Source organism: Sulfurovum sp. NBC37-1 (assembly GCF_000010345.1).
Lineage (GTDB): Bacteria > Campylobacterota > Campylobacteria > Campylobacterales > Sulfurovaceae > Sulfurovum.
In genome coordinates, this window is record NC_009663.1 from 626,327 (window position 1) to 647,646 (window position 21,320).

Below are 21,320 nucleotides of genomic sequence, written 5' to 3' on the forward strand. Positions count from 1 at the left end.
CATAATTATGTTTAAAGCATTCTTCTCTTATACGAAGATCTCATCCAATATAGTATTGATATACTCATTGGCTTTGAAACGGATGAGGTCTTTGGGCTGTTCTCCCGTCCCGATGTAGAAGATGGGCATCTGCAGTTCATCGGCGATGCTCAGTACCGAACCGCCTTTTGCAGTACCATCAAGTTTTGTGATGATGATACCATCGATGCCGATCATCTCATCGAAGGCTCTGGCCTGGTTGATGGAGGAACTTCCCTGTGTTCCGTCGAGGATGAGCATTTTACGGTGTGGTGCTCCCTCCATCGCCTTGCCTGCGACACGTATCATCTTCTTGAGCTCTTCGGAGAGGTTCGTCTGGGTATGCAGTCTTCCAGCCGTATCGATTATAACATTGTCCAGTCTTCTGGCTTTGGCCGCTTCGATAGTGTCATAGACCACGGCGGAAGGATCATGCCCCTGCCTGGTGGAGACAATGGGCACTTCGAGTTTGTCCGCCCATCGGATAAGCTGTTCGATGGCCGCGGCACGAAAGGTGTCTCCTGCGCCCAGAATGACCCCTTTGCCCTCCTGCTGGTAACGGTAAGCGAGCTTGGCAATGGTGGTGGTCTTCCCCGCTCCGTTGACGCCGATGATCATTTCAACATACGGTTTGGCATTGCTCTCTTTCCAATCCGCTTTGTACTGGAATACCGAGATCAGTGAGTTGAAAGCCTGGATACGGTTAATCTTTTCCGGCAGGGCATCGAGCAGTCTTTCCGCCAGTTCGTAATTGACATCTGCTTCAAGCAGGATATCTTCGAATTCCTCTTTGCTGATCTCTTTTTTCTTCTCTATAACGACCTCTTTGATGGCATCGTTGGTCTTTCCCAATACTTTTTTAAACAGGTTGAACATCGTATCTATTTCCTTTATTTTTCTTCTATGGCAGTTCTGATGTCATGATCGATCATTTCGACAGGGACCGGTCCCTCATAATGGGTATAGTAATCACCGTTTTTGTAAAGCACGGTCAGCGGCAGTGTGAAATTTTCATCGAGCTTCAGTGCTTCGATCACTTTTGCCGTGACATATTCGTTTTCGATGTCATTGGAGACAAAATAGTCTATATGATATTTGGTGTAAAACTGTTCCAGTTTTGTGGCATTGATGTCATCATTGACCAGTATGCCTGTCACAAAAAGTTCTTTTCTGTACTTTTTCTGCAGGTCTTCAAAATAGGGGATCTGCCCTCGGCATGGCGGACACCAAGTACTAAAAAAGTTGACAAGAACGATAGGCTGTTTAACATCGTTGATGATGAAACGGTTTTTGTCCACCATTACCCCGTGTGTCTCATCTTTGATACTTTTGAGAATACTACTACCTTCGAGCATGGTCGTTATCTTGTTGATCTGACTCTCATTCTTTTCGGAACAATTCATCTCTTTTGAAGGGGCGCAGGCACTGATATTCTTCTCTGTACCCGATGTTTTTTCTTTCTTATCGCTGCACCCCGCCGCAAAAAGCAAAATAACACTTAAAAGCAGGGGTTTGATATTGATCACATGATTCCTTGGTTATAATATCACAGTACGCAATGTTTGGCGTATGTTCATAGAAATTTAAAAGATTATACCAAAAGAGCACTAAATGGAAGTTATACAGAAAGAGAGCCAAAAGAAGCAGTTCAGACAGAGGTGCTTGGAACGCCTCAAAGAGATCAGTCGCAAGAATAACTATGTCAGAGACAGAAAAGTGCTTTCCAAACTTTATAGGGTCATTGTAGAGATGGATGCCAGAGTGATCATGCTCTACCTTCCGCTGGAGCTGGAAGTGAACCTCTATCCGCTTATCAGAGTACTCCGACGCGAAAGGCGCCAACTCTATGTTCCGTTTATGGAAGGTAAAAGTTTTAGCTTGGTAAAATATAGATACCCGCTGAAAACAAAGCGGTTTGGTATAAAAGAACCAAAATATTCAAAACAGTTTAGAAAGAAAAAAATAGATATAGCTATCGTACCGATCGTTGGTGTGGACATGACACATAGACGTGTAGGCTTCGGCAAGGGTATGTATGATAGATTTTTTGAAAAAGAGATGCAATATATAGGAAAAACAGTGTTTGTGGCACGGGAATTATGTTATAGCAGCAGAATAGTAACGGATGGCCATGATGTCAGAGCGGACATGATAGTCGTACCATAAACAGTTAGCAGAACAAAACATTTCTTTTTCTTGGGAACATGAGCGACCATGATCGGGGTTGCCCTTTAAAAAGGAAAAAATATGATAGGAACCATAGCAGGCGTTTCCGGTATTGCCGGAGCGGCCGTTGGGGCAGGTGCATGTTACCTGTGGCTCAAGAACAGTACCCAGAAAAAATTCGCACATTTGGAGATGGAAGCGAAGGCGAAGGCCAAAGCCATCAGTAACGAAGCTGAGCTTCTGCTGCAGGAATCCCAGATGAAGATCAAGACGAGAGAACTTGAACATGAAGCAGAATTCCAGAAACGTCTGGTACAGGTGGAAGAGCGGAACAGGGCTTTGATACTGGAGCAGAAAGCAGTGGAAAAAGAGGAAGAGGCCTTGTTACTTCTTGAACAACGTATACTAGAGAAAGAAAGTGTACTTGAGGCTCTTGAAGAGAAAAAGCAAAAGCAGATCTCCGAAACAGTAGAAAAACTGCAACATGCTGCTTCCATGACACAGGAAGAGGCTAAAGCGTATATTCTTGAAAAGGTTGAAGAACAGAGCCGCGCGGAGATTGCTTCGATAGTTCGCAGGTATGAACAACTGGCCAAGGAAGAGGGCGAGAAGAAAGCGAACTACATTCTTGCGCAGGCCACGACACGCTACGCGGGGGAATTTGCCGGTGAACGGCTCATCAATCTGGTCAACCTTCCCAGTGACGAGCACAAAGGGCGCATCATCGGTAAAGAGGGACGGAACATCAAGGCGCTTGAAATGCTTCTTGGGGTAGATATCGTGATAGATGAGACACCGGGAGTTATACTGGTCAGCTCTTTCAATCTCTACCGCAGGGCCATAGCCACACGTGTGATAGAGATATTGATTGAAGATGGCCGCATCCATCCGGGACGTATTGAAGAGGTGCATGAAAAGGTGGAAAAAGAGTTTGAAGAGAAGACTTATGAAGAGGGGGAGAACATCCTCATCGACCTGGGACTTTTCCCAATGCACGAGGAGCTGGTGAAACTCATAGGGCGTTTGAAGTACCGTGCGAGTTACGGCCAGAATGCTTTGGCGCATACTCTTGAAGTGGCCAAACTGGCTCGGGTCATGGCGGCTGAAATGGGTGGAGACGAGAAGCTTGCCCTGCGTGCGGGACTGCTGCATGATATCGGCAAGGCCCTGACACAGGATATGGGCGGATCGCATGTGGAGATCGGTGCAGAACTGTGCAGAAGGTACAATGAGCATCCCACGGTCATCAATGCTATTTATGCCCATCATGGACATGAAGAACCGGATTCTGTAGAGAGTGCAGCGGTCTGTGCGGCAGATACGCTCAGTGCCGCACGTCCCGGCGCCAGAAGAGAAGTACTTGAGAGTTTCACCAAAAGGGTCAAGGAGATCGAAGAGATAGCCACGTCCAAAGAGAACGTGGAAAGAGCCTATGCCATCAATGCCGGACGGGAAATACGGGTCTTTGTCAATGCAAACAGAATGAGCGACAATGAAGCTGTTCTGCTCAGCAAAGAGATCGCCAAGGAGATTAAGGACAAGGTACAGTTTCCCGGCGAGATAAAGGTTAATGTCATTCGGGAAACAAGGGCTGTGAGTATTGCAAAATAGCATTGCCATAGCATATAAAAAGTTATGCTAATTAAAATAATAAAAGCGTTATAATTCGGTATTAATTCAGAAATAAAGGTAAAGTTTTGGACAGATGTGAAGAGATCGTTGCAAATGTAAAAATGGAAGAGTGTTATGCTGGTATGAGTTTGGTATTTAACGGTGAAAGAGATGACTTGAGAAAAGAGATAGAAGATGCAATTGAAAAGATTTCCCGGAAAACCTCTCTTAAGCCACTGATATTTGACAATGAAAATACCGATAAAACACATCATGAAGCACTTTATATCGAGTTTAATGATGATGTCCAAAGAGACAGCGGTGAATTCTTCGAACTTCTGCTCAAAGAACTGCGCATTGACAAATGTGCAAATGATGTAATATAAAGGAAAACAGCATGTATAAAAAGTTATTGATAAGCCTATTGTTGATTTGCGGGATCAATCTCTCTGCAGCAGGAAAGAAAGCACCGATCGTTGTACTTGAAACGAATGTAGGGAAGATAGAACTCAAACTCTTTCCAAAAGCGGCACCTTTGGCCGTAGAGAACTTCGTGACTCATGTGAAGAACGGATACTACAACGGCCTGATCTTCCACCGTGTCATCAAAGGTTTCATGATCCAGGGGGGTGACCCGACAGGTACAGGAAGAGGCGGTGAGTCGATCTGGCATAAAGAGTTCAAAAACGAGTATGCTCCGAATCTGACCTTTGACAGACCTTTCCTTCTTGCCATGGCCAACCATGGTCCCAATACCAACGGAAGCCAGTTCTTCATTACGACGGTACCGACACCACATTTGAACGGAGGCTATACGATCTTTGGTGAAGTTGTTAAAGGAAAGAAGGTGGTGCAGAAGATCGAAAATGTAACGACTTCGGCAGGTGACAGACCGATGTTTGACCAGGTCATCAAACGCGCATATATCAAAAAATAGATGAATCTCGAAACACTTCGGCAGGAGCGCCGAAAATGGCTGACCTGGAAAAACATCGTTCCTTACCAGGAGGCGATCAAGGCATTGCCGGAGTATGATGATGTCGAAGTAAGCCTTGGCGATGTCGTTGATATCCAGATAGCGGATCTCTCTCATAAGGATGCAGAGCAGATCAGAGAGACCGCTCTTTTAATGAAACCTTGGAGAAAAGGGCCGTTCCGTATCAATGATCTTTTCATTGATTCCGAATGGCAAAGCCAGATCAAATACAATCTGCTCGAACCCCATTTCGATCTCAAGGGCAAAGTGGTAGGGGATATAGGCTGTAATAACGGCTATTATCTTTTCCGGATGCTTTCCCAAAAACCTGAAAAACTCATCGGCTTCGACCCTTCCGCCATCTATTATTCACAGTTCCGGTTCCTTGAGCATTTTATTAAAAGCGATATTGTGTATGAACTGCTCGGTGTCGAGCATGTGGAGTTCTACGAACACAAGTTCGATACCCTTTTTTGTCTGGGGGTTCTCTACCACCGTTCAGACCCTGTGGCTATGCTCAAGTCACTTTTTAAAGGCCTGAACAAAGGAGGTGAACTGATACTCGATACTTTCATGATAGACGGGGAAGGGGAGATGTGCCTCACGCCAAGGGACAGATACTCCAAGATCCCAAATATTTACTTCGTACCTACGGTGAATGCGCTGAAGAACTGGTGCCTGAGAGCCGGATTTGAAAGTGTTGAGGTACTGGAGATCATGAAGACCGACCTGAACGAACAGCGAAAGACCGAATGGATAGATACCCAGAGCCTCGAAGACTTTCTCGATCCCGACGATCCGGAAAAAACGGTTGAAGGGTATCCTGCCCCCAAGAGGGTCTATATCAAGGCTATAAAAAAAGCTTAGGCTTGATTCCCAAAAGACTCCGCAAGCTCCAGTACTTCCAGGTACCGTTCGCTTTTCTCATCATAGACCTTTTCAATTTTGGCAAGTTCTTCACTGAGTTTTGTCAGCCCTTTCTCCTGGTAACAATCCGGATCTCCAAGACAGGCATTCAGTTCATCCATCTTGACTTCGAGTGACTCGATCTCATCGGGGAGAATGTCGAGGTCCCTCTGGTCTTTGTAGCTGAGTTTGGTCTGTGCCTTTTTGGGAGCGGCAGTTGTCTCCTCTTTGGCTTTGGACGAAATGTCCTGCTCCATTTTTTCAAGCTCTTTTATCTCTTTTTCTATTTCGAGATATTCCGAATAACTCTGATAGGACTCTTCGATAACACCGTTGCCTTTGAAAATATAGAGCTTGGAAGCGATCTTGTCGACGAAATAGCGGTCATGTGAAACGAAGATAAGCGCACCTGGGAAATTGAGTAGCTGTTCTTCGAGGATATTGATGGTCTGGATGTCCAGGTCATTGGTCGGCTCATCGAGGATGAGGCAGTCCACATTTTTGGTAAAGAGCAGGGCAAGTGCAACACGGTTCTTCTCCCCGCCGCTCAGCTGTGAGATCTTTTTGCCGAGGAATTCTTCGGGAAAGAGAAAAAGCTTCAGGTAAGCAAAGACATGCATATGCTTGCCTCTGACATCGATGGAATCGCCTCCGTCCGGACAGAAGGTACCGATGAGCGTTTCATCATTATTGAGCATTTCCCTGTGCTGGTCGAAATAGCCGATGGTGAAATCTCCTTTTTTAATACTGCCGCTGTCGGGTTTGATGCGCCCGAGCAGCAGTCTGAGCAGTGTTGATTTACCTGCACCGTTGACACCGACGATGGCGATCTTGTCCCGCTGGAGGATACGTGTGCTAAAGTTGACGATAAGCCTTTTGTCGGCGATGGTGTAATTTAAATTCTCGATCTCGAAGAGCATCTTCTTTTTGCCGACACTCTTTTCGCGGTTGAAATGTTTCTTTTCCCGTTCGAGTTCAAGCTGCATTTTACGGATGAGGGTAGGGTTGCTTTTTGCCTGGTCGCGCAGTTCGAAGACACGCCTTTTTCTACCCTGATTGCGTTTTTCCCTCGCACGTACACTTTTCCCCAGCCATTCCTCTTCATGCTTGAGCAGTTTGAGCAGGTTCTCATGTTGTTTTGCCAGCGACTGCATGCGCGCCTCTTTCTGCTCCAGGTAGTCGCGGTAACCTCCTCTGTAGGAGACGAGTTTCCGGTTCTCCACTTCTATGACACGTGTGGCGATGGTATCGATGAAATGCCTGTCGTGGGAGATGAAGAGCAGGGTGAACTTCTCTTTGAGGAGGATCTCTTCAAGGAATTCCACCATATAGACATCGAGATGGTTGGTCGGTTCATCCAGCAGCAGGACTTCGGGTTTTTTCAAAATAAGCGAGGCCAGTGCGACGCGGCGCTGTTCCCCTCCCGAAAGCGAGATGACAAGACGGTTCTCATACTCTTTGAGTTTGAACTCCTGCAGTACCCGTTCTATCTTGTCGTCCAGGCTCCAGGCATTGTGGTGGTCGAGGTAGGCAGTGATTTTTTCAAACTTTTCCAAAAGCTGTTTGTCTTCAAAGTTCTCAGCAACCTGCAAAGAAAGCATATCATACTGCTCTTTTGCCTCTTTGAGTTCTGTCAGTTCATTCTCTATGGCTTCTTTGACATTGAGGGCAGGGTCAAATACAGGCTGCTGGGAAAGCATCTCTATCTGAATGGAACGGTCGATGATCCTCTTGCCGTCCGTAGGTTCTTCTTCTCCCAGTGCGATCTTCATCAGGGTCGATTTCCCGCAGCCGTTCTTTCCGACGATAGCGACCCTCTCGCCTTCATTGAGGTGAAAATCAACACCGTCGAGAAGCATTTTGACATCGTACTGCTTTTTGATATCGAAAAGATCGATGAGTGCCATGGATAAAACCTTTTTTTGTGAAATTATACTCTTTTAAGGCTTGCTAAAGTCCATCGTGATATATTGTGCTTTTCGTGGAAGTGAAAACTTTAGTTTCACTATTGCGTTCGGATGGGACTGAAGTTTCCATTTCCATTTTTTACCAAAGGAACACTATGCTGGAAATCATTGTCGGACTCTATACACTTTATACGTTGATGAAACTCTATATCTCGTTTATGCAGGTAGGGTATATCAATCAGGAAAAACGAAAAGACCCTGTTCTGATGCCGGCAGGAAAATACCTTGTGGCAGCAAATTATGCTGTAGCAAAAGAGAAGCTCGGGATCATCGAAACCTTTGTGGACTATCTGATGTTCCTCTGGTGGGTATTTGCAGGGTTTGCATGGCTCTCATCACTGTTTCAGGTAGATGGCGGTGTGACGAGTTCGGTCTTTTTCCTTTTTGGTTTCGTTGCGGTGAACTATGTCGTCGGGCTGCCCTTTTCTCTCTATCAGACCTTCAAGATCGATGAAGATTTCGGTTTCAACAAAATGACGCCAAAAACGTTCATTGTCGATGCCCTCAAGTCGGCAGGACTTTTCATTGTGCTTGGCGGGGCTGTCTTCGCCGTGCTGGCCTGGATCATCTCTTTGTACGAGACATGGTGGCTCTGGGGATTCATCCTGATGTTCGCTATCGCTGTGGCGGCCAACCTTCTCATGCCGTTCTTCATGGGGCTTTTCAACAAGTTCTCTCCACTTGAAGAAGGGGAGCTCAAAGATGCCATCGTGGAACTGATGCAGAAAGCAGGGTTGAAAAGTGACGGGATATTCGTCATGGATGCAAGCAAGCGAGACAGCAGACTCAATGCCTTTTTCGGCGGACTTGGCAAGAGCAAAAGGGTGGTACTTTACGATACGCTGCTCGACAAACTGAACAAAAAAGAGCTGCTTGCCGTTCTGGGGCATGAACTGGGACATTTTTCACACGGTGATATCTGGAAGAATATCGCATTGATGGGACTGCTTCTTTTCATCGCTTTCTATCTCTTTGGGCACCTGCCGGAGTCATTGTTCATACAGATGGGTGTTTCTCCCTATCCCGGTGTTCAGATAGCCATGCTGATGCTGCTGCTTCCTCTGCTGAGCTTCATTTTCACCCCGTTCATGTCCTATGTCAGCCGTCACAATGAGTATGCGGCTGATGAGTACGGTTCGCAGATGGGAGGTAAAGAGAATCTTGTCTCTGCTTTGCTCAAACTCATTACTGAGAATAAAGCATTTCCCAAATCACATCCGCTGGTAATCTTTTTCTATCATACCCATCCGCCTGTTATCGAACGTCTAAAAGAGCTTGGGTATGATGCCAGTAATGTAGTGATTGAAGAGGAGAAGAGAGAAGAGCCATCCTTGCCAAATGACGGGATCTTTGCTTATATGAATAAAGAGAACCTCTAAAGAAGAGAAGTAGTTGTAATTATGCCTTCTCATCCAATCTTGCCTGTACGAACCAGGTGATGTGCGCTTCGCTGGTGAGGGTGTCGTCGATGTCTCTTATTTCAACCCTGATCTGAAGCAGTGCTCTTCCTTTTTTCCCGAACTGTATTTTGAACTTTTCAATAGCCTTATCATCTACAAAGGAGTGGGCTGTTATCTTCTGTGCAGCCGGTTTTTTGTATTTGATCTGTGCATCTCTGACAAGCGGTATGACCTTTTGTTCCAGTTCGGGGAAAAGGCTTTGCAGGCGCATACCGCTCTCCGTTTCGGCTAAAGTGAACTGCGCGGCAGCGTGAATGGTCTCAACATGGTTGCAGACATTTTTCTTCAGATCCAAAGAGAGTACTTCTTCTTTTTCTTTGATGCCTATGAACCTAACAAAAGGAATGTCGGTCGCATTGATGAACCCCTCTTCGAGATATCGGATACTTGCTTTGTCTGTGAGGAATCTTTTTACAAAAGAATCCTTGACCTTCTGCAGCAATCTGTTCTTTGGAAATTGCTTTGGAAATTGGGGGAACTGGTAGGTAGTCATGGGTACTGCCTTTGGGTTGGTCTCCTCAAATGGAGAGTGAAGCGTATCTCAATTAGAAGTAGCCTAAAGAGACCAGCGAATTTTAATAAACCATTATACTATAGTATATTAAAGGTAAATCGATGTATAACTTCAGAATGAACGGACAAACGATAATAAAAGAGGGATTGGCATGGGCAAGGGCGCAACTTGAAAAGAGTTGTGATCGGCCGCAGTTCGAAGCAGAACTGCTTTTAGCTCATCACCTCCAAAAAGACCGAATGTATCTTGTGACACATGACAATGACGTGATGGAGGATCCGGAAAGCTACAGGCATCTTGTTGAACGGCGTGCTGCCAACGAGCCCTATGAGTACATTGTAGGGAGTGCCAGTTTTTACGACCTGCACCTTGAAGTGGAGAAAGGAGTGTTGGTCCCAAGGCCTGAAACGGAGATCCTCATAGACCTAGTTGCTGGGATCATTGAGGAAGAAAAGATAAGCAGGATCGCCGAGATCGGTGTGGGTTCGGGTGCCATCTCCATTGTCTTGGCGCGAAAATTCCCCGAATTGAACATTGTCGCCACCGATATTTCGGAAATACCGATCAAAGTGGCCCGGAAGAATATCGAAACCTTTGGACTGGAGAAACAGATAGAGCTGCGAAGATCCAACCTGATAGATGAAGTAGATGAAAGGGTGGAGCTTGTGGTATCGAATCCTCCCTATATCGCAGAGGGTTTTCTGCTTGAATCCAATGTTGTGGACTATGAACCCAAAGAGGCGCTTTTTGGAGGACGTGTCGGCGATGAACTGCTCAAACAGATCATTTTGGATGTCAAAGAAAAAGGGATCCGGTGGCTTGCCTGCGAGATGGGATACGACCAGAAAGAACCCATCGCTTCTTTTGTTAAAGAAATTGGAGTACAATCCATAAAATTTTACAAAGACCTTGTCGGATTTGACAGAGGGTTCATCATTAAGTTCACGTAGGGTGCGTACCACGCACCGTTAAAAGAAATTGGCATACTGCAAAAACTTATGCCAAAAGGCCAAACACAAAAGGAAATTACAAATGAACAAATATTTCAGAATCGCCACAATGGCATATCTCATTTTACTGACAGCCACGCTGGGTGCCGGGCTTTACGCCGGGATCGTCGTTGCACCAGTGACCTTTCATACGGAGCAGTGGCTGGGCGGTGAAGTGCTGAGCCATTACCAGGAAGGGCTCATTATGACGCAGAACTTTGTAAGACTCTCCTATCTGGTGAATTTCATGTTGATCGTTGTGGCGTTGTATGAAGGGTACAAATACAAAAAGTTTGAGAGAGATACCATCACGCAGGTAGCGACTTTCTTTGTTTTTGCTACAGGGTTGCTTTTCTCACAGTACTATATACCGGATATCCTGACCATGCAGATGGCAGGGGAAGAGATGACCAAGTCGGCAGCCTTTCTCAATATGCATAAAGGCAGTGAGATCAACTTCAAGATCTTCTCGTTGGCTTTGCTGGTGCTGATTGTCAGAAATATGCAAAAGGCATGTAAATAACATGTAGGGTGCTGTGCCCCCACAGCACCAATAAAAATATGCTAAGCAAAAGGTGCTGTCAGGAGACAGCACCCTACAGGAGATACAATTGAAAGAAGAAATATTGAACCACCCTTTCAAACCCATTGTTTTCAATGACACAAAAACACTGATTCTGGGTTCGTTTCCAAGCATCAAATCATTCGAAAACAATTTTTATTATGCCCATCCGAGAAATCAGTTCTGGAAGATACTCGAAAAGTTGACAGGTTACCCAGTCAACAACCGTGACCAGAAGATATGGCTTCTCAAAGAGTGCAAACTTGGGCTGTGGGATATGATAGGGTCCTGTCAGCGTGAGAATTCACTTGACAGTTCACTGGAAGATGAAGTGGTGAATGATATTCCGGCATTACTCTCTGCCTATCCAAGTATAGATAAGATCGCTTTTACCGGCAAGAAAGCACAGGCGCTTTTCGAGACACACTTTTCCTACCTCGAGATTGAAAGAGTCTACCTCCCGTCACCGTCACCCGCCTATGCCGCTATGACATTTGAAGAGAAAGTTGTACAATACGCGGAAAAATTAGGAATGCGCCCGAACGAAGTGACAAGTACCCTTGGGGTGAGGAAGTAGAGAAAATGGCAGTCTGGGCAGTGGGAGATATTCAGGGGTGTTACGGTGCATTCAGAAAACTTCTTGAAGAGATTGATTTCGATCCCAAAAGAGACAAGCTATGGCTCGCCGGTGACCTGGTGAACCGGGGTGATGGCTCATTGGAGACGCTGGAGTATATCTACAGTATCAAAGAGAGTGTCGAAGTGGTACTTGGCAATCATGACCTGAGTCTCATAGCCGCCTATTATGGTATCAAAAAATCCAACCCGACCATCGATCCCATTCTAAACTCGCCAAGGGCCAAAGAGCTGATAGACTGGCTGAGAAGTCAGAAATTCCTTCATGTGGATTACAAATTGGGATACTGCATGGCACATGCGGGTATCTCCCCAGAATTCGATCTCGGGATGGCGATACGCTATGCCAACAGGGTAGAAGAGAAGCTTCAAAACGATGAAAGTGCCGCTGCATGGTTGAAAAAGATGTTCAAAAGCGGTATCAATCGTTTCAATCGGGATTCCAGCAAAATAGACATCGACCGCTACATCGTCAGTGCATTCACCCGTATGCGGTTCTGCTACAAAGACCACCGACTCGATTTTGACCAGAAAGGTCCACCGACGGATGCATTGAGGGCAAAGGGACTGAAACCATGGTTTGAGTGTGAGAACAGAAAAGAGATCGACCTGAAGATTATCTTTGGGCACTGGTCGACACTGGGTTTCTACCAGGATGAACATGTACTGGCACTTGATACAGGCTGTCTCTGGGGAGGTAAGCTCACCGCCGCACGCATCGATCTTTCTGAGCCTAAGATTAGAGAGTATGACTGTGAAGGATGTATGAACCCAGATAAAAAATAGGTATTTCTCTTGTTCTGCCGGTCCATCGGTGAAATGGGGGGGGGACTTTACAACAAATAAAATAACTATTGATGTGTTTTGTTTTCTTTGAAGAATGTTATTTTCATCCACTTCTTTTTATCAATTGAAAGTTTCCAGCCATACTGAGGGCTTGTTTGCTGATATTTTCTGGCCATATTGAATTTGTCAATCCAACTATATTTTTTTAAAAATATTCTGCAAAATTTTCGCACATTAAGTGACTTTGCATCAAACAGGTAATCTACTACATCCGGGGAAAGTACGATTGTATCAATTTTTTTGGAAGTAATATTTTCTTTTATATATGGATATGTGATAAGGTTATTTCTTCCAAACCCACATTTTTTTTGTTTTTCATCATAGATAAAATCACCACGTTCACTTTTAAATTCGGACAATATTTCACATGCTTTGTCAAACGGTATATCGTGATGGAATCCTTTCATCATTAATGGACCGTCTGCATATACGTTTATGGTCCAAATAAATACAACAAATAATGACAATACAGCTTTTTTCATTTATCTTTCCTCCTAGGTAATACCGTTTTTATCCAAATATGTATACTTTTTACAGCTTGATTTATTCCCAAAATTACAGGCTTTTTGATAATATTTTTTTGCCTGACTGTAATTTGGTTCGATACTTTCCCCTTTTTCATATAAAAATCCAAGATCACTGCATGCATTACTGTAATTAAGCTTGCAGCCTTCTCTATCGTATTCCAGTGCTGCTTGGATATTATGCTCTTTAATCAATATATGTGCTAAATTCCAGCAGCCTTTTCCCAATTGAAGCTGACAGGATTTTTTATAATATTGTTTTGCTTTAGCAAGGTTTTGTTTCACTCCTTCACCATATTCAAAGAGTTGGCCAACCTGAATACAGGCATGTGAATCACCCTTGGAACATTTGATAATATTTTTAAGGCCGGAAGCAGATGCCTCTCTCCCTCCAATAAGTATAGCGATGATAAAAAAGATATTTTTCATTTTTTGTCAGCCCCTTTTTATTTTTAATATTAAAATAAAGTACTGTTAAAACTACTGCTTTATGACTCCGTCTGCCACCCAATAATTTTATTTTTTGAGATAATATAAAATATTATATATGAAAGAATAAAAAAAATATGTAGGAAATATCTTACAGATCTTTCTAAAATCCAGAACATAAAAAATTCTTAGGAGAGTTAGTATAGCGTTAAACTTATTCTTTTCTGCTAATGAGATCATGAAAGTGAGTTTTATTTCATCCGTTTCCCCGGAGAAGGTTTGCAGCAGTCGTTTTTTCTCTAAATATGGCAGAACCTTATACTACGATATGCCCTACAAACTTCGACATATTATCGAGTATTTTTCCACCTTTTCTAAAGCCCAGTCCACAGGCTTCATAGGCATAGAAAACACCTGCCTGGTAGGAGGAACCCTGAGTATCTGCAGGCAGTTCGGTATAGGCCTGATAGACCATTTTATGGTTGCCATAGTCACCCTCTACCGATTCGACAGGCTGTGCATTGGCGTCGAGTATGCTGACATTGCCGCCTTCTCTTCCGAAGAAAGGTTTCTTTACCTGTTTTTTACCATGTAGAGGGTCAAATGAGGTTTCAAGCAGGAAAGGGTGGTTGGGGTAGAGGTCCCAGAGAATTTTGAGCATACCTTTGCTCTGAAACATCAGTGTGTAGGCCGGATTGAAGATGATAGCCTTCTGCTTCTTGATGATATTGGTCAACAGCATGGCAAGATCTGACTCTTCCAGTGCTATGTCCTCCCATGGAATGAGTTTGAACCAGAGCTCATAATTCTCATCGTTGTAGAAGATCCCTTCTTCCGCAGAGAACTCTATCTCGTCTATGTAGGCGAATTGAGTGTTGTATCCTGCTTCAGTCGCAATGTGCTGCAGCAGTTTGACAGTGTTCTCCTCTTCGGCATTGCCCCTGATGGAGGTGAAAAGGAATTTCCAGCCTTTATAGCGTGACTCGAAATCGGAAACATCCTCATCGAGAGTAACAAGACGTTTGCAGTTGTCAAGCAGTGCTTCGTAGAGGGCATTGAATTGTGCCGCTTCTTTCAAGCCGTTCTGTTTCAGGATCGCCCACTGGACGACGGTAGTTTCAAAGAGAGCGGTAGGGGTGTCTGCATTGAATTCAAGCAGTTTGATGGGTGTGCCGCCGATTCCTCCGGCAAGGTCGAAACGTCCGTAGAGGTGCCAGTGTACATCGTTCTCCCAGGACTCTTTGATGACCTCTACAAGATTGAAGGGGATACCTATTTCGTGAAAGAGGTTGTTTTCAACGATATATTCACCGGTTTCAACGTACATGTCGTAAAGTGTGTTAGCTGCTTCATAGTAAGCTTCAGCTTCGTCTTCAGAGATGACAACGAGTTCGTTCGAGATGTAGGCGCTCTCATCACTGTCTGTATGCCAGACAAAACCAAGGGACTCAAGATAGTTCGTTGTCAGAGGGGTGGTTTTCTGTAAAGCGATCACTGTTTAACCGCCAAAGAAGCCGCCGCTTCTTGTAGAGCTCTTTCTATTGCCGAAGAATCCGCTTCGCTTACTTGTACTTTTTCTTGGCTTGCTGAAGCTTTTTTTGCTTCTCTGATAGGTGGAAGGTGATTTGTATCCGGCTTTACGGTTATTCTGGTAATTCTGGTTTCCAAAGAGTTTGTTCCCGATCCAGGAGCCGATCATTGCGCCGGCAATACTGGAGAGCAGGACGGAACCAAGTCCCATACCTTGAGAGACTTCCGGGTTCTTCTGTGTCAATGGAGATGTACCATTGTCAATTTTGGCAGCTTCTTCTTTAACAAGTTTGTCCATTTCCTCTTTGGTCAGGACCCTCTCGGTACCGTTCAGGTCTTTGAGTACGATACGTGTCTCATCGGCTGGGAATTCATCTTTTATCTTGTATTTGCCAGGAGCTGTTTCTTCAATGATGACAAAAGCACCTTTTGGCTGAACCGCTTCCTGTTGTGTATTGCTGCTGGTACATCCGGTCACGCCTGTAACGAGCAGGGCGCCAAGACCGGTTGCGGCAGCCATGGTTGAAAGTCTGTTGATATATTTCATTTCTTGTTCCTAACGAAAAATTTCGGGTATATTAATAGAAGTGGTATGATAGCAAAAAAATGTTAATCGGAAGTGCAGCAGAGAGGGAAGAGTCTCTCTGTCTGACTATATAAGGAAGGTACGGATGGGCCGCTTTGGCCCCTCTGCTTTTTAATCCATCTGCTTTCTCAGGAAGGTAGGAACATCGAGAATGTCCTCATTCTCCGTGTAGTCCTGCCCTACAACGATTCTCTTGCCATTGAAGGTATTGAGGGGTGTCGCTGTAGTACTTGAGTCGTTACCCAACATTGTTGTCTGCGTCGGCTTTTTGATGGAAGTTGGTTCTGGAATGGCATTTTTGTCTTCAAAACCGGTTGCAACGATAGTGATACGTACTTCATCTATTTCCATATTAGGATTGGTTGTCGTACCGAAGATGACAGACGCGTCTTCATCGGCACTCTCTTCAACGATGTTCATCGCTTCACCGATCTCCATAATTGGATAGTCGGGGTGAATGTCGAAATGTACCAGTACACCCATTGCACCGTCGATGGAGATGTTGTCAAGCAGCGGAGACTCGATCGCCGCTTTGGCAGCATCGTAAGCCGCATTTGTTCCGGTACTGTAGCCCGCACCCATCAGCGCCAGCCCTCTGTGTGACATAACTGTTTTCACATCGGCAAAGTCAAGGTTGATATCATTCTCTCCGTGAGAAAGGATGACTTTTGAAATACCGCCGACAGCCTGTGCAAGGATGTCATCGACCATTCTGAAACTCTCTTTGATACCGAGGTTCTTTTCAACGATGGAAAGAAGTTTTTCATTTGGTACGACAATGATGGAATCACTCTCTCTTTTGAGCTCTTCAAGACCCTCTTTTGCCAGCTTTGTTCTTTTTCTGCCTTCGAACTTGAAAGGACTTGTCACGATGGAAACTGTCAATGCACCTACTTCTTTTGCTGCCTGGGCAATGATAGGTGCCGCGCCGGTACCCGTACCGCCGCCAAGACCTGCAGAGATGAACACGATGTCGGAGCCTTCGAGCATGGTTTTGATGTCTTCAAAACTCTCAAGTGCCGCTTCTCTACCTTTATCCGGGACCATACCCGCACCCAAACCTCTGGTAGCATTCATTCCAAGCTGCATTTTGTAGGGTGCCAGTGAACTGTCAAGTGCCTGTGCATCTGTATTGGCAACGATAAGGTCGATACTGTTGATCCCCTCCTGTATCATGTGGTTGATCATGTTGCCACCACCGCCACCTACACCGATCGCTTTTATTTTTGCTCCGTTTGTGTGACACTTTGTCTCAATGACATTGATTTCGAACTCTTCCATTTTTTCCTCCCTTGTTGTAATATATATCTCTTAAAAAAGCTGTTTAGCCCAGTTGGTCAGCTTTTTGATCGGATTTTGCTTGTCAGCACCGATATCCGGCAAGTCATCGAAGATGATATTGTCAGAACCCTTTTCCTCTGTTCCCTGTGATTTTGGTTTTTTTACTTCACGCTGCTCTTCTGCCTCTTTGACGGTATTGCCGATCTTGATATCACCAAGATCATCTGTATGTACGTCTTTGGAGTGTAGAAGTTCCTGTTGGAAGTTGATCTCATACTGTGTATGTTCTCCTGCTTTGTAAAGCAGAAGACCGATCACAGTAGCGAAAGCAGGGTCTTTCAGCTCATCAAAAAGGCCGTCAATCTCCCTTGGTTTTCCGATGCGGACGGGAAGGGAAGGAAAGATGGATTGGGCCAACTCTCTGATACCTTTGAGTTTGGTCATCCCTCCTGTAAGAATGATACCCGCACCGATCTGTTCTTTGAGTGCGGACTTATCAAGTGATTTTGCCAGGATCATCAGTGCCTCTTCGACACGTGCAAAGATAACTGAATGGACGATTTCGAGAGAGACACCGTTACGGTTCTCTTCATCCCCTATAATAGGTAGCTCTATCACTTCATTGCTTGTCTCTACAAGATTCCCGTGACGGATCTTTACATTTTCGGCGATCTGCAGTGGTGTATGCAGTGCCATGGAAAGGTCATTGGTGATATGGTTCGATCCTACACCGAGGAAGTCGTTGTATCTGATGGAGTTGCCTACATGGATGACAAGATTGCTTGTCTGTCCGCCAAGGTCGATGACTGCGACACCCAGTTCTTTCTCATCCTCATCCATAGTTGCGATGGCGGAAGCGTAACCGCTCAGAACGATACCCTCTATTTCTACACCTGCTGAACGGACCGCTTTTTTAAGGTTGGAGAGGTTGGATTTCTGTGTCATGATAATATTGACATCGACTTCCATGCGGCTGGCATTCATACCGAACGGATCTTCTATAAAATCCTGATCATCCACTCTGAAATTGTATGGGAGTACATGGACCACTTCATATTCGTTGGGGACATTGGCATTGTAAAGTGCAGTCTGCATGACACGATTGATCTCTTTGATGGAGATGTCTTTGTGTGGGATATTGACAATACCTGTGGAGTTCAGGCTTTTGGCATATGCATTGGAAATGGAGACAGTTGCTGAAGTGATATTGCTGCCTGCGATACGCTTGGCATCGTTAATGGCTTTCTTGATAGCACGGGAAGAGAGTTCGATGTTGGTAATGGCACCTTTTTTGATGCCCTGGGATTTGGCGATCCCGTGGCCCTGTACCTGAAGTTTGCCCGCATCGTCAATTTCAGCTATGATTGCACATACTTTAGTCGAACCGATGTCTATAGCTAAAATTGTATCACTCAATTTTTAAGTCCTCCCATGTAAACTTCCGTAGGATATTTTGCATCCAACATCTTGATGAGGTTGGCCTCAAATGTTCTGCTTTTCATTTGATTGACACTCTGTTTTACAAAATCTGTCCTGTTCTGGTCGGCCGGCAGGAACTTCTGATCCATAATTTTGTAAACTACTACTTTATCCGCTACGCTTATAATACCTTTTTCTTTTAAAGATGTAAAGAGTTTTTGTAAAAATTGTAAACTTTCCTGTGAATTTAATGATTTCAGGTTGTCATTTTTCTCTAAAGTAACAAAATCGGATATCATCGCATTACTTTTATCCAATGTTTCAAGTGTCTTTTCTGCCAACTTCAATAGTGCTTCTTTTTGCGCCTGAAGCGTATAGAGTTTTGTGACTTCCTCTTTTGCATCTTCAAAGGTTTTTGCTTTGGGTTCGATGACCGCTTCGATCTTGACAGTGGCATATTTGTCTCCGACAACTTTCGGTTTGACGATCTCACCGCTGTTCTTCTCAATGACGGCGTCCCAGAGTTCTTTGGAGAGTGTACTGTCATTGACAGGAAGTGTCATGCTCTCCGGATTTTCCAGTTTACCTTTTTTGAAAGCGATATACTGTTTTTGAGCTGCTTTTTTGCTCTTTTTGATCTTCAGGTCTTTTGTCACTTCTTCCTTGGCTTCGTCAAAAAGAAGCTGCTTCCCTGCTGCATCGGTATAGTTGAAGGAATTTTCATCATAGAATGCTTTGATCTCCTCATCGGTGACTTCAACTCCATCGGTCGCTGTCCATACAATGGAAAGCTTGTACATTCTTGGGGTCATGAAGTTCTCTTTCTGTATTTCCCAGAACGCTTTGATCTTCGCCTCATCCATACTGATATTGACATCGTCGTTCTTGAGTACTTTGTACATCAGCTTGTCTGCGATATTCATGGCAGAAGAGACAGTCTCTACTTCAAGAGGCAGTGCGTCTGTATGAAGAAGTGCAAGGGTCTTCTGGATAGTTATCTCATCTTTGAGCGTTGCTTCGAAGGTTTTGGCTTTGAGTCTCTGGCTTCTGAGGTAGGCATTGTAGATATCTTTATTGAATACACCGTCTTTCTGGAAACCTTTGATGCCGGCAAGTGTCCTGGCCACCTCTTTGTCTGAAACAACGATTCCCATCTCCTGTGCGAAGTTGAGCAGTTTGGCCTGTACCTCGATACGGGAGAAGGCCTGTTGTATCAGGCCCATCTCTTTGGCCTTCTTCTCATCGAGTTTACCCTGCATCATTTCATTGTACTGGTTGTAGAGGTTACTGTAAGCCATATTGAGTTGCGTCTGTTTGATCTCGATGTTGCCTACTTTGGCGACATTGCCTGCTTTGGAACCGAAACTGTACGTTCCCCAGCCTACGAAACCCGCACCTATAAATGCGATGGTTGCTACCCATATGGTCCATACGAGATATTTATTGTGTTTTTGCATCCAGCTAATCATACTTCATCTACCTTCTATCGAAAAATTTGTATAATATTTTACCCAAATAAGCTTGTGATATTACAAGATATGATAAATCTTGGGGCATGAAAGTAAAGAGGTGGAAAATGGTCAACAACAATACGATGATGCAACGTGATCTCGAGGTGATATGGCACCCCTGTACACAGATGAAAGATCATGAGACACTGCCTCTGATCCCGATAAAATCAGGGAAGGGGGTCTATCTCTATGATTTTGAGGGAAACAGCTATATCGATGCAGTGAGTTCATGGTGGGTCAACCTTTTCGGACATGCCAACCCTTTTATCAATGAAAGAGTGAAATCACAGATTGACACACTCGAACATGTGCTGTTGGCAGGATTTACCCATGAGCCGGCTGTAGAGCTGGCACACAGGCTTGTAAACATCACGCCTGAGATGTTGAAAAAAGTCTTTTATGTCGACAACGGTTCCAGTGCAGTCGAGGCAGCGCTGAAAATGAGTTACCACTATCACAGGAACAGAGGTAAAAAGAAATCACTTTTCCTCTCTTTGACGAACTCCTATCACGGAGAAACCCTGGGAGCACTTTCGGTGGGAGATGTGTCGCTTTACAAAGAGACCTATGAACCGCTGCTTATCGCCAACAGGCAGGTCCCTGTTCCCAAAGACCAGAGTGTGAGAGCTGCCCAAGAAGCTTTGGTATTACTCAAAGAAGTGCTGGAAGCCCAGGCGGACGAGATCGCTGCGCTGATCCTTGAACCGCTTATACAGGGAGCAGGGGGGATGCACATGTATCACCCCGAATATCTTGTAGGCGCAAGAACATTGACAGCAGAGTACGATGTGCACCTCATCGCGGATGAAATTATGACAGGCTTCGGGCGTACGGGAAAAATGTTTGCCTGTGACCATGCTGGTATCTCTCCGGACTTCATGACACTCTCCAAAGGATTGACCGGAGGGTACCTCCCGCTTTCCGTAGTCATGACAAGTGATGAGGTTTACAGTGCCTTCTATTGTGACTACAATGAGTACAAGGCATTCCTGCACTCCCACAGCTATACGGGCAATCCACTTGCCTGTTCCGCCGCTCTGGCGACACTGGAACTTTTTGAACGCAATGATGTCTTGACAGACAATGAAAAGAAGTCAGGGTATATCAAAGAGAAACTGGAACGTTTCAGCGCTCTGGAAAATGTTAGAGAGGTAAGGCAACAGGGAATGGTAGCAGCGGTCGAACTCCAGGGTTATGATGCAAAAGAGCGTATTGGTCTGAAGATCTATACCTATGGACTAAAGAAGGGCGTGCTCCTGCGGCCGCTGGGAAATGTGATCTATTTCATGCCGCCCTATGTTATCAGTTATGAGGAGATAGATAAGATGACGGATGTGGCGTATGAGGGAATTAAAAAATTAAAAGTTAAAGTGGGCAGGCATGATTAAT

General features: G+C 44.8%; 22 protein-coding genes. 11 read left to right on the top strand and 11 right to left on the bottom strand.

The window, feature by feature from the left end; translation table 11 throughout:
* Positions 1 to 27 precede the first annotated feature (27 nt).
* Positions 28 to 894: a signal recognition particle-docking protein FtsY gene (gene ftsY / locus SUN_RS03095; protein WP_011980289.1), complete on the bottom strand. Its 867-nt coding sequence runs from the start codon at positions 892 to 894 to the stop codon at positions 28 to 30.
* A 14-nt stretch (positions 895 to 908) separates the two neighbouring features.
* Positions 909 to 1,544, bottom strand: coding sequence for a TlpA family protein disulfide reductase (locus SUN_RS03100; RefSeq protein WP_011980290.1), 636 nt, complete (start codon positions 1,542 to 1,544; stop codon positions 909 to 911).
* An 85-nt stretch (positions 1,545 to 1,629) separates the two neighbouring features.
* On the opposite strand from SUN_RS03100, the gene SUN_RS03105 reads away from it, so the two are divergent.
* From SUN_RS03105 to cmoB, 5 genes are all read left to right on the top strand, one after another.
* Positions 1,630 to 2,184, top strand: coding sequence for a 5-formyltetrahydrofolate cyclo-ligase (locus SUN_RS03105; protein ID WP_011980291.1), 555 nt, complete (start codon positions 1,630 to 1,632; stop codon positions 2,182 to 2,184).
* Positions 2,185 to 2,265: 81 nt separating this feature from the next.
* Positions 2,266 to 3,795 carry a ribonuclease Y gene (rny, locus tag SUN_RS03110; protein WP_011980292.1) on the top strand — a complete coding sequence of 510 codons (1,530 nt, stop codon included), beginning with the start codon at positions 2,266 to 2,268 and terminating at the stop codon, positions 3,793 to 3,795.
* An 86-nt stretch (positions 3,796 to 3,881) separates the two neighbouring features.
* Positions 3,882 to 4,181 carry a hypothetical protein gene (locus SUN_RS03115; protein ID WP_011980293.1) on the top strand — a complete coding sequence of 100 codons (300 nt, stop codon included), beginning with the start codon at positions 3,882 to 3,884 and terminating at the stop codon, positions 4,179 to 4,181.
* Positions 4,182 to 4,192: 11 nt separating this feature from the next.
* On the top strand, positions 4,193 to 4,732 hold the full coding sequence (locus SUN_RS03120) for a peptidylprolyl isomerase (protein WP_011980294.1): 540 nt from the start codon (positions 4,193 to 4,195) through the stop codon (positions 4,730 to 4,732).
* Positions 4,733 to 5,638 (top strand): tRNA 5-methoxyuridine(34)/uridine 5-oxyacetic acid(34) synthase CmoB, encoded by a 906-nt coding sequence (cmoB, locus tag SUN_RS03125; RefSeq protein WP_011980295.1) that lies wholly within the window; start codon positions 4,733 to 4,735, stop codon positions 5,636 to 5,638.
* On the opposite strand, the gene abc-f is transcribed toward cmoB, so the two are convergent.
* Positions 5,635 to 7,584 carry a ribosomal protection-like ABC-F family protein gene (gene abc-f / locus SUN_RS03130; RefSeq protein ID WP_011980296.1) on the bottom strand — a complete coding sequence of 650 codons (1,950 nt, stop codon included), beginning with the start codon at positions 7,582 to 7,584 and terminating at the stop codon, positions 5,635 to 5,637. The two genes, cmoB and abc-f, sit on opposite strands and share 4 nt — an antisense overlap.
* A 155-nt stretch (positions 7,585 to 7,739) precedes the next feature.
* On the opposite strand from abc-f, the gene SUN_RS03135 reads away from it, so the two are divergent.
* Positions 7,740 to 9,023, top strand: coding sequence for a M48 family metallopeptidase (locus tag SUN_RS03135; RefSeq protein WP_011980297.1), 1,284 nt, complete (start codon positions 7,740 to 7,742; stop codon positions 9,021 to 9,023).
* Positions 9,024 to 9,042: 19 nt separating this feature from the next.
* Here SUN_RS03135 and SUN_RS03140 read toward each other — a convergent pair whose 3' ends face one another.
* Entirely contained in the window at positions 9,043 to 9,597 is a 555-nt protein-coding gene (locus SUN_RS03140; RefSeq protein WP_011980298.1) for a YiiD C-terminal domain-containing protein, read from the bottom strand.
* Positions 9,598 to 9,719: 122 nt separating this feature from the next.
* Between SUN_RS03140 and prmC the strand changes: the two genes are divergently transcribed.
* The 4 genes from prmC to SUN_RS03160 all read left to right on the top strand — a co-directional run bounded on the left by prmC (position 9,720) and on the right by SUN_RS03160 (position 12,591).
* Positions 9,720 to 10,568, top strand: coding sequence for a peptide chain release factor N(5)-glutamine methyltransferase (gene prmC, locus SUN_RS03145; protein ID WP_011980299.1), 849 nt, complete (start codon positions 9,720 to 9,722; stop codon positions 10,566 to 10,568).
* Between the two features lie 82 nt (positions 10,569 to 10,650).
* Complete coding sequence (locus SUN_RS03150) at positions 10,651 to 11,130, top strand: DUF4149 domain-containing protein (RefSeq protein ID WP_011980300.1); 480 nt, start codon at positions 10,651 to 10,653, stop codon at positions 11,128 to 11,130.
* Between the two features lie 88 nt (positions 11,131 to 11,218).
* On the top strand, positions 11,219 to 11,746 hold the full coding sequence (locus SUN_RS03155) for a DNA-deoxyinosine glycosylase (RefSeq protein WP_011980301.1): 528 nt from the start codon (positions 11,219 to 11,221) through the stop codon (positions 11,744 to 11,746).
* Between the two features lie 5 nt (positions 11,747 to 11,751).
* The gene (locus tag SUN_RS03160) at positions 11,752 to 12,591 is read left to right on the top strand and encodes a symmetrical bis(5'-nucleosyl)-tetraphosphatase (protein ID WP_011980302.1); all 840 of its coding nucleotides are present in this window, start codon (positions 11,752 to 11,754) and stop codon (positions 12,589 to 12,591) included.
* A gap of 65 nt (positions 12,592 to 12,656) precedes the next feature.
* Here the strand turns inward: SUN_RS03160 and SUN_RS03165 are convergent, their stop codons facing one another.
* From SUN_RS03165 to SUN_RS03195, 7 genes are all read right to left on the bottom strand, one after another.
* Positions 12,657 to 13,133 (bottom strand): hypothetical protein, encoded by a 477-nt coding sequence (locus SUN_RS03165; protein ID WP_011980303.1) that lies wholly within the window; start codon positions 13,131 to 13,133, stop codon positions 12,657 to 12,659.
* Between the two features lie 12 nt (positions 13,134 to 13,145).
* Entirely contained in the window at positions 13,146 to 13,604 is a 459-nt protein-coding gene (locus SUN_RS12950; protein WP_011980304.1) for a tetratricopeptide repeat protein, read from the bottom strand.
* 316 nt (positions 13,605 to 13,920) lie between these two features.
* A complete protein-coding gene (locus tag SUN_RS03175) occupies positions 13,921 to 15,099 on the bottom strand; it encodes a glutathionylspermidine synthase family protein (RefSeq protein WP_011980305.1) in 1,179 nt (392 codons plus the stop codon).
* 3 nt (positions 15,100 to 15,102) lie between these two features.
* Positions 15,103 to 15,681 (bottom strand): UPF0323 family lipoprotein, encoded by a 579-nt coding sequence (locus tag SUN_RS03180; protein WP_011980306.1) that lies wholly within the window; start codon positions 15,679 to 15,681, stop codon positions 15,103 to 15,105.
* 150 nt (positions 15,682 to 15,831) lie between these two features.
* Positions 15,832 to 17,001 carry a cell division protein FtsZ gene (gene ftsZ / locus SUN_RS03185; RefSeq protein ID WP_011980307.1) on the bottom strand — a complete coding sequence of 390 codons (1,170 nt, stop codon included), beginning with the start codon at positions 16,999 to 17,001 and terminating at the stop codon, positions 15,832 to 15,834.
* A gap of 30 nt (positions 17,002 to 17,031) precedes the next feature.
* Positions 17,032 to 18,417 carry a cell division protein FtsA gene (ftsA, locus tag SUN_RS03190; RefSeq protein ID WP_011980308.1) on the bottom strand — a complete coding sequence of 462 codons (1,386 nt, stop codon included), beginning with the start codon at positions 18,415 to 18,417 and terminating at the stop codon, positions 17,032 to 17,034.
* Complete coding sequence (locus tag SUN_RS03195) at positions 18,414 to 19,877, bottom strand: peptidylprolyl isomerase (protein ID WP_232501349.1); 1,464 nt, start codon at positions 19,875 to 19,877, stop codon at positions 18,414 to 18,416. Before SUN_RS03195 ends, ftsA begins: the two co-directional genes overlap by 4 nt.
* A gap of 119 nt (positions 19,878 to 19,996) precedes the next feature.
* On the opposite strand from SUN_RS03195, the gene SUN_RS03200 reads away from it, so the two are divergent.
* Positions 19,997 to 21,319: an adenosylmethionine--8-amino-7-oxononanoate transaminase gene (locus SUN_RS03200; protein ID WP_011980310.1), complete on the top strand. Its 1,323-nt coding sequence runs from the start codon at positions 19,997 to 19,999 to the stop codon at positions 21,317 to 21,319.
* The last annotated feature ends 1 nt before the right edge of the window (position 21,320 follow it).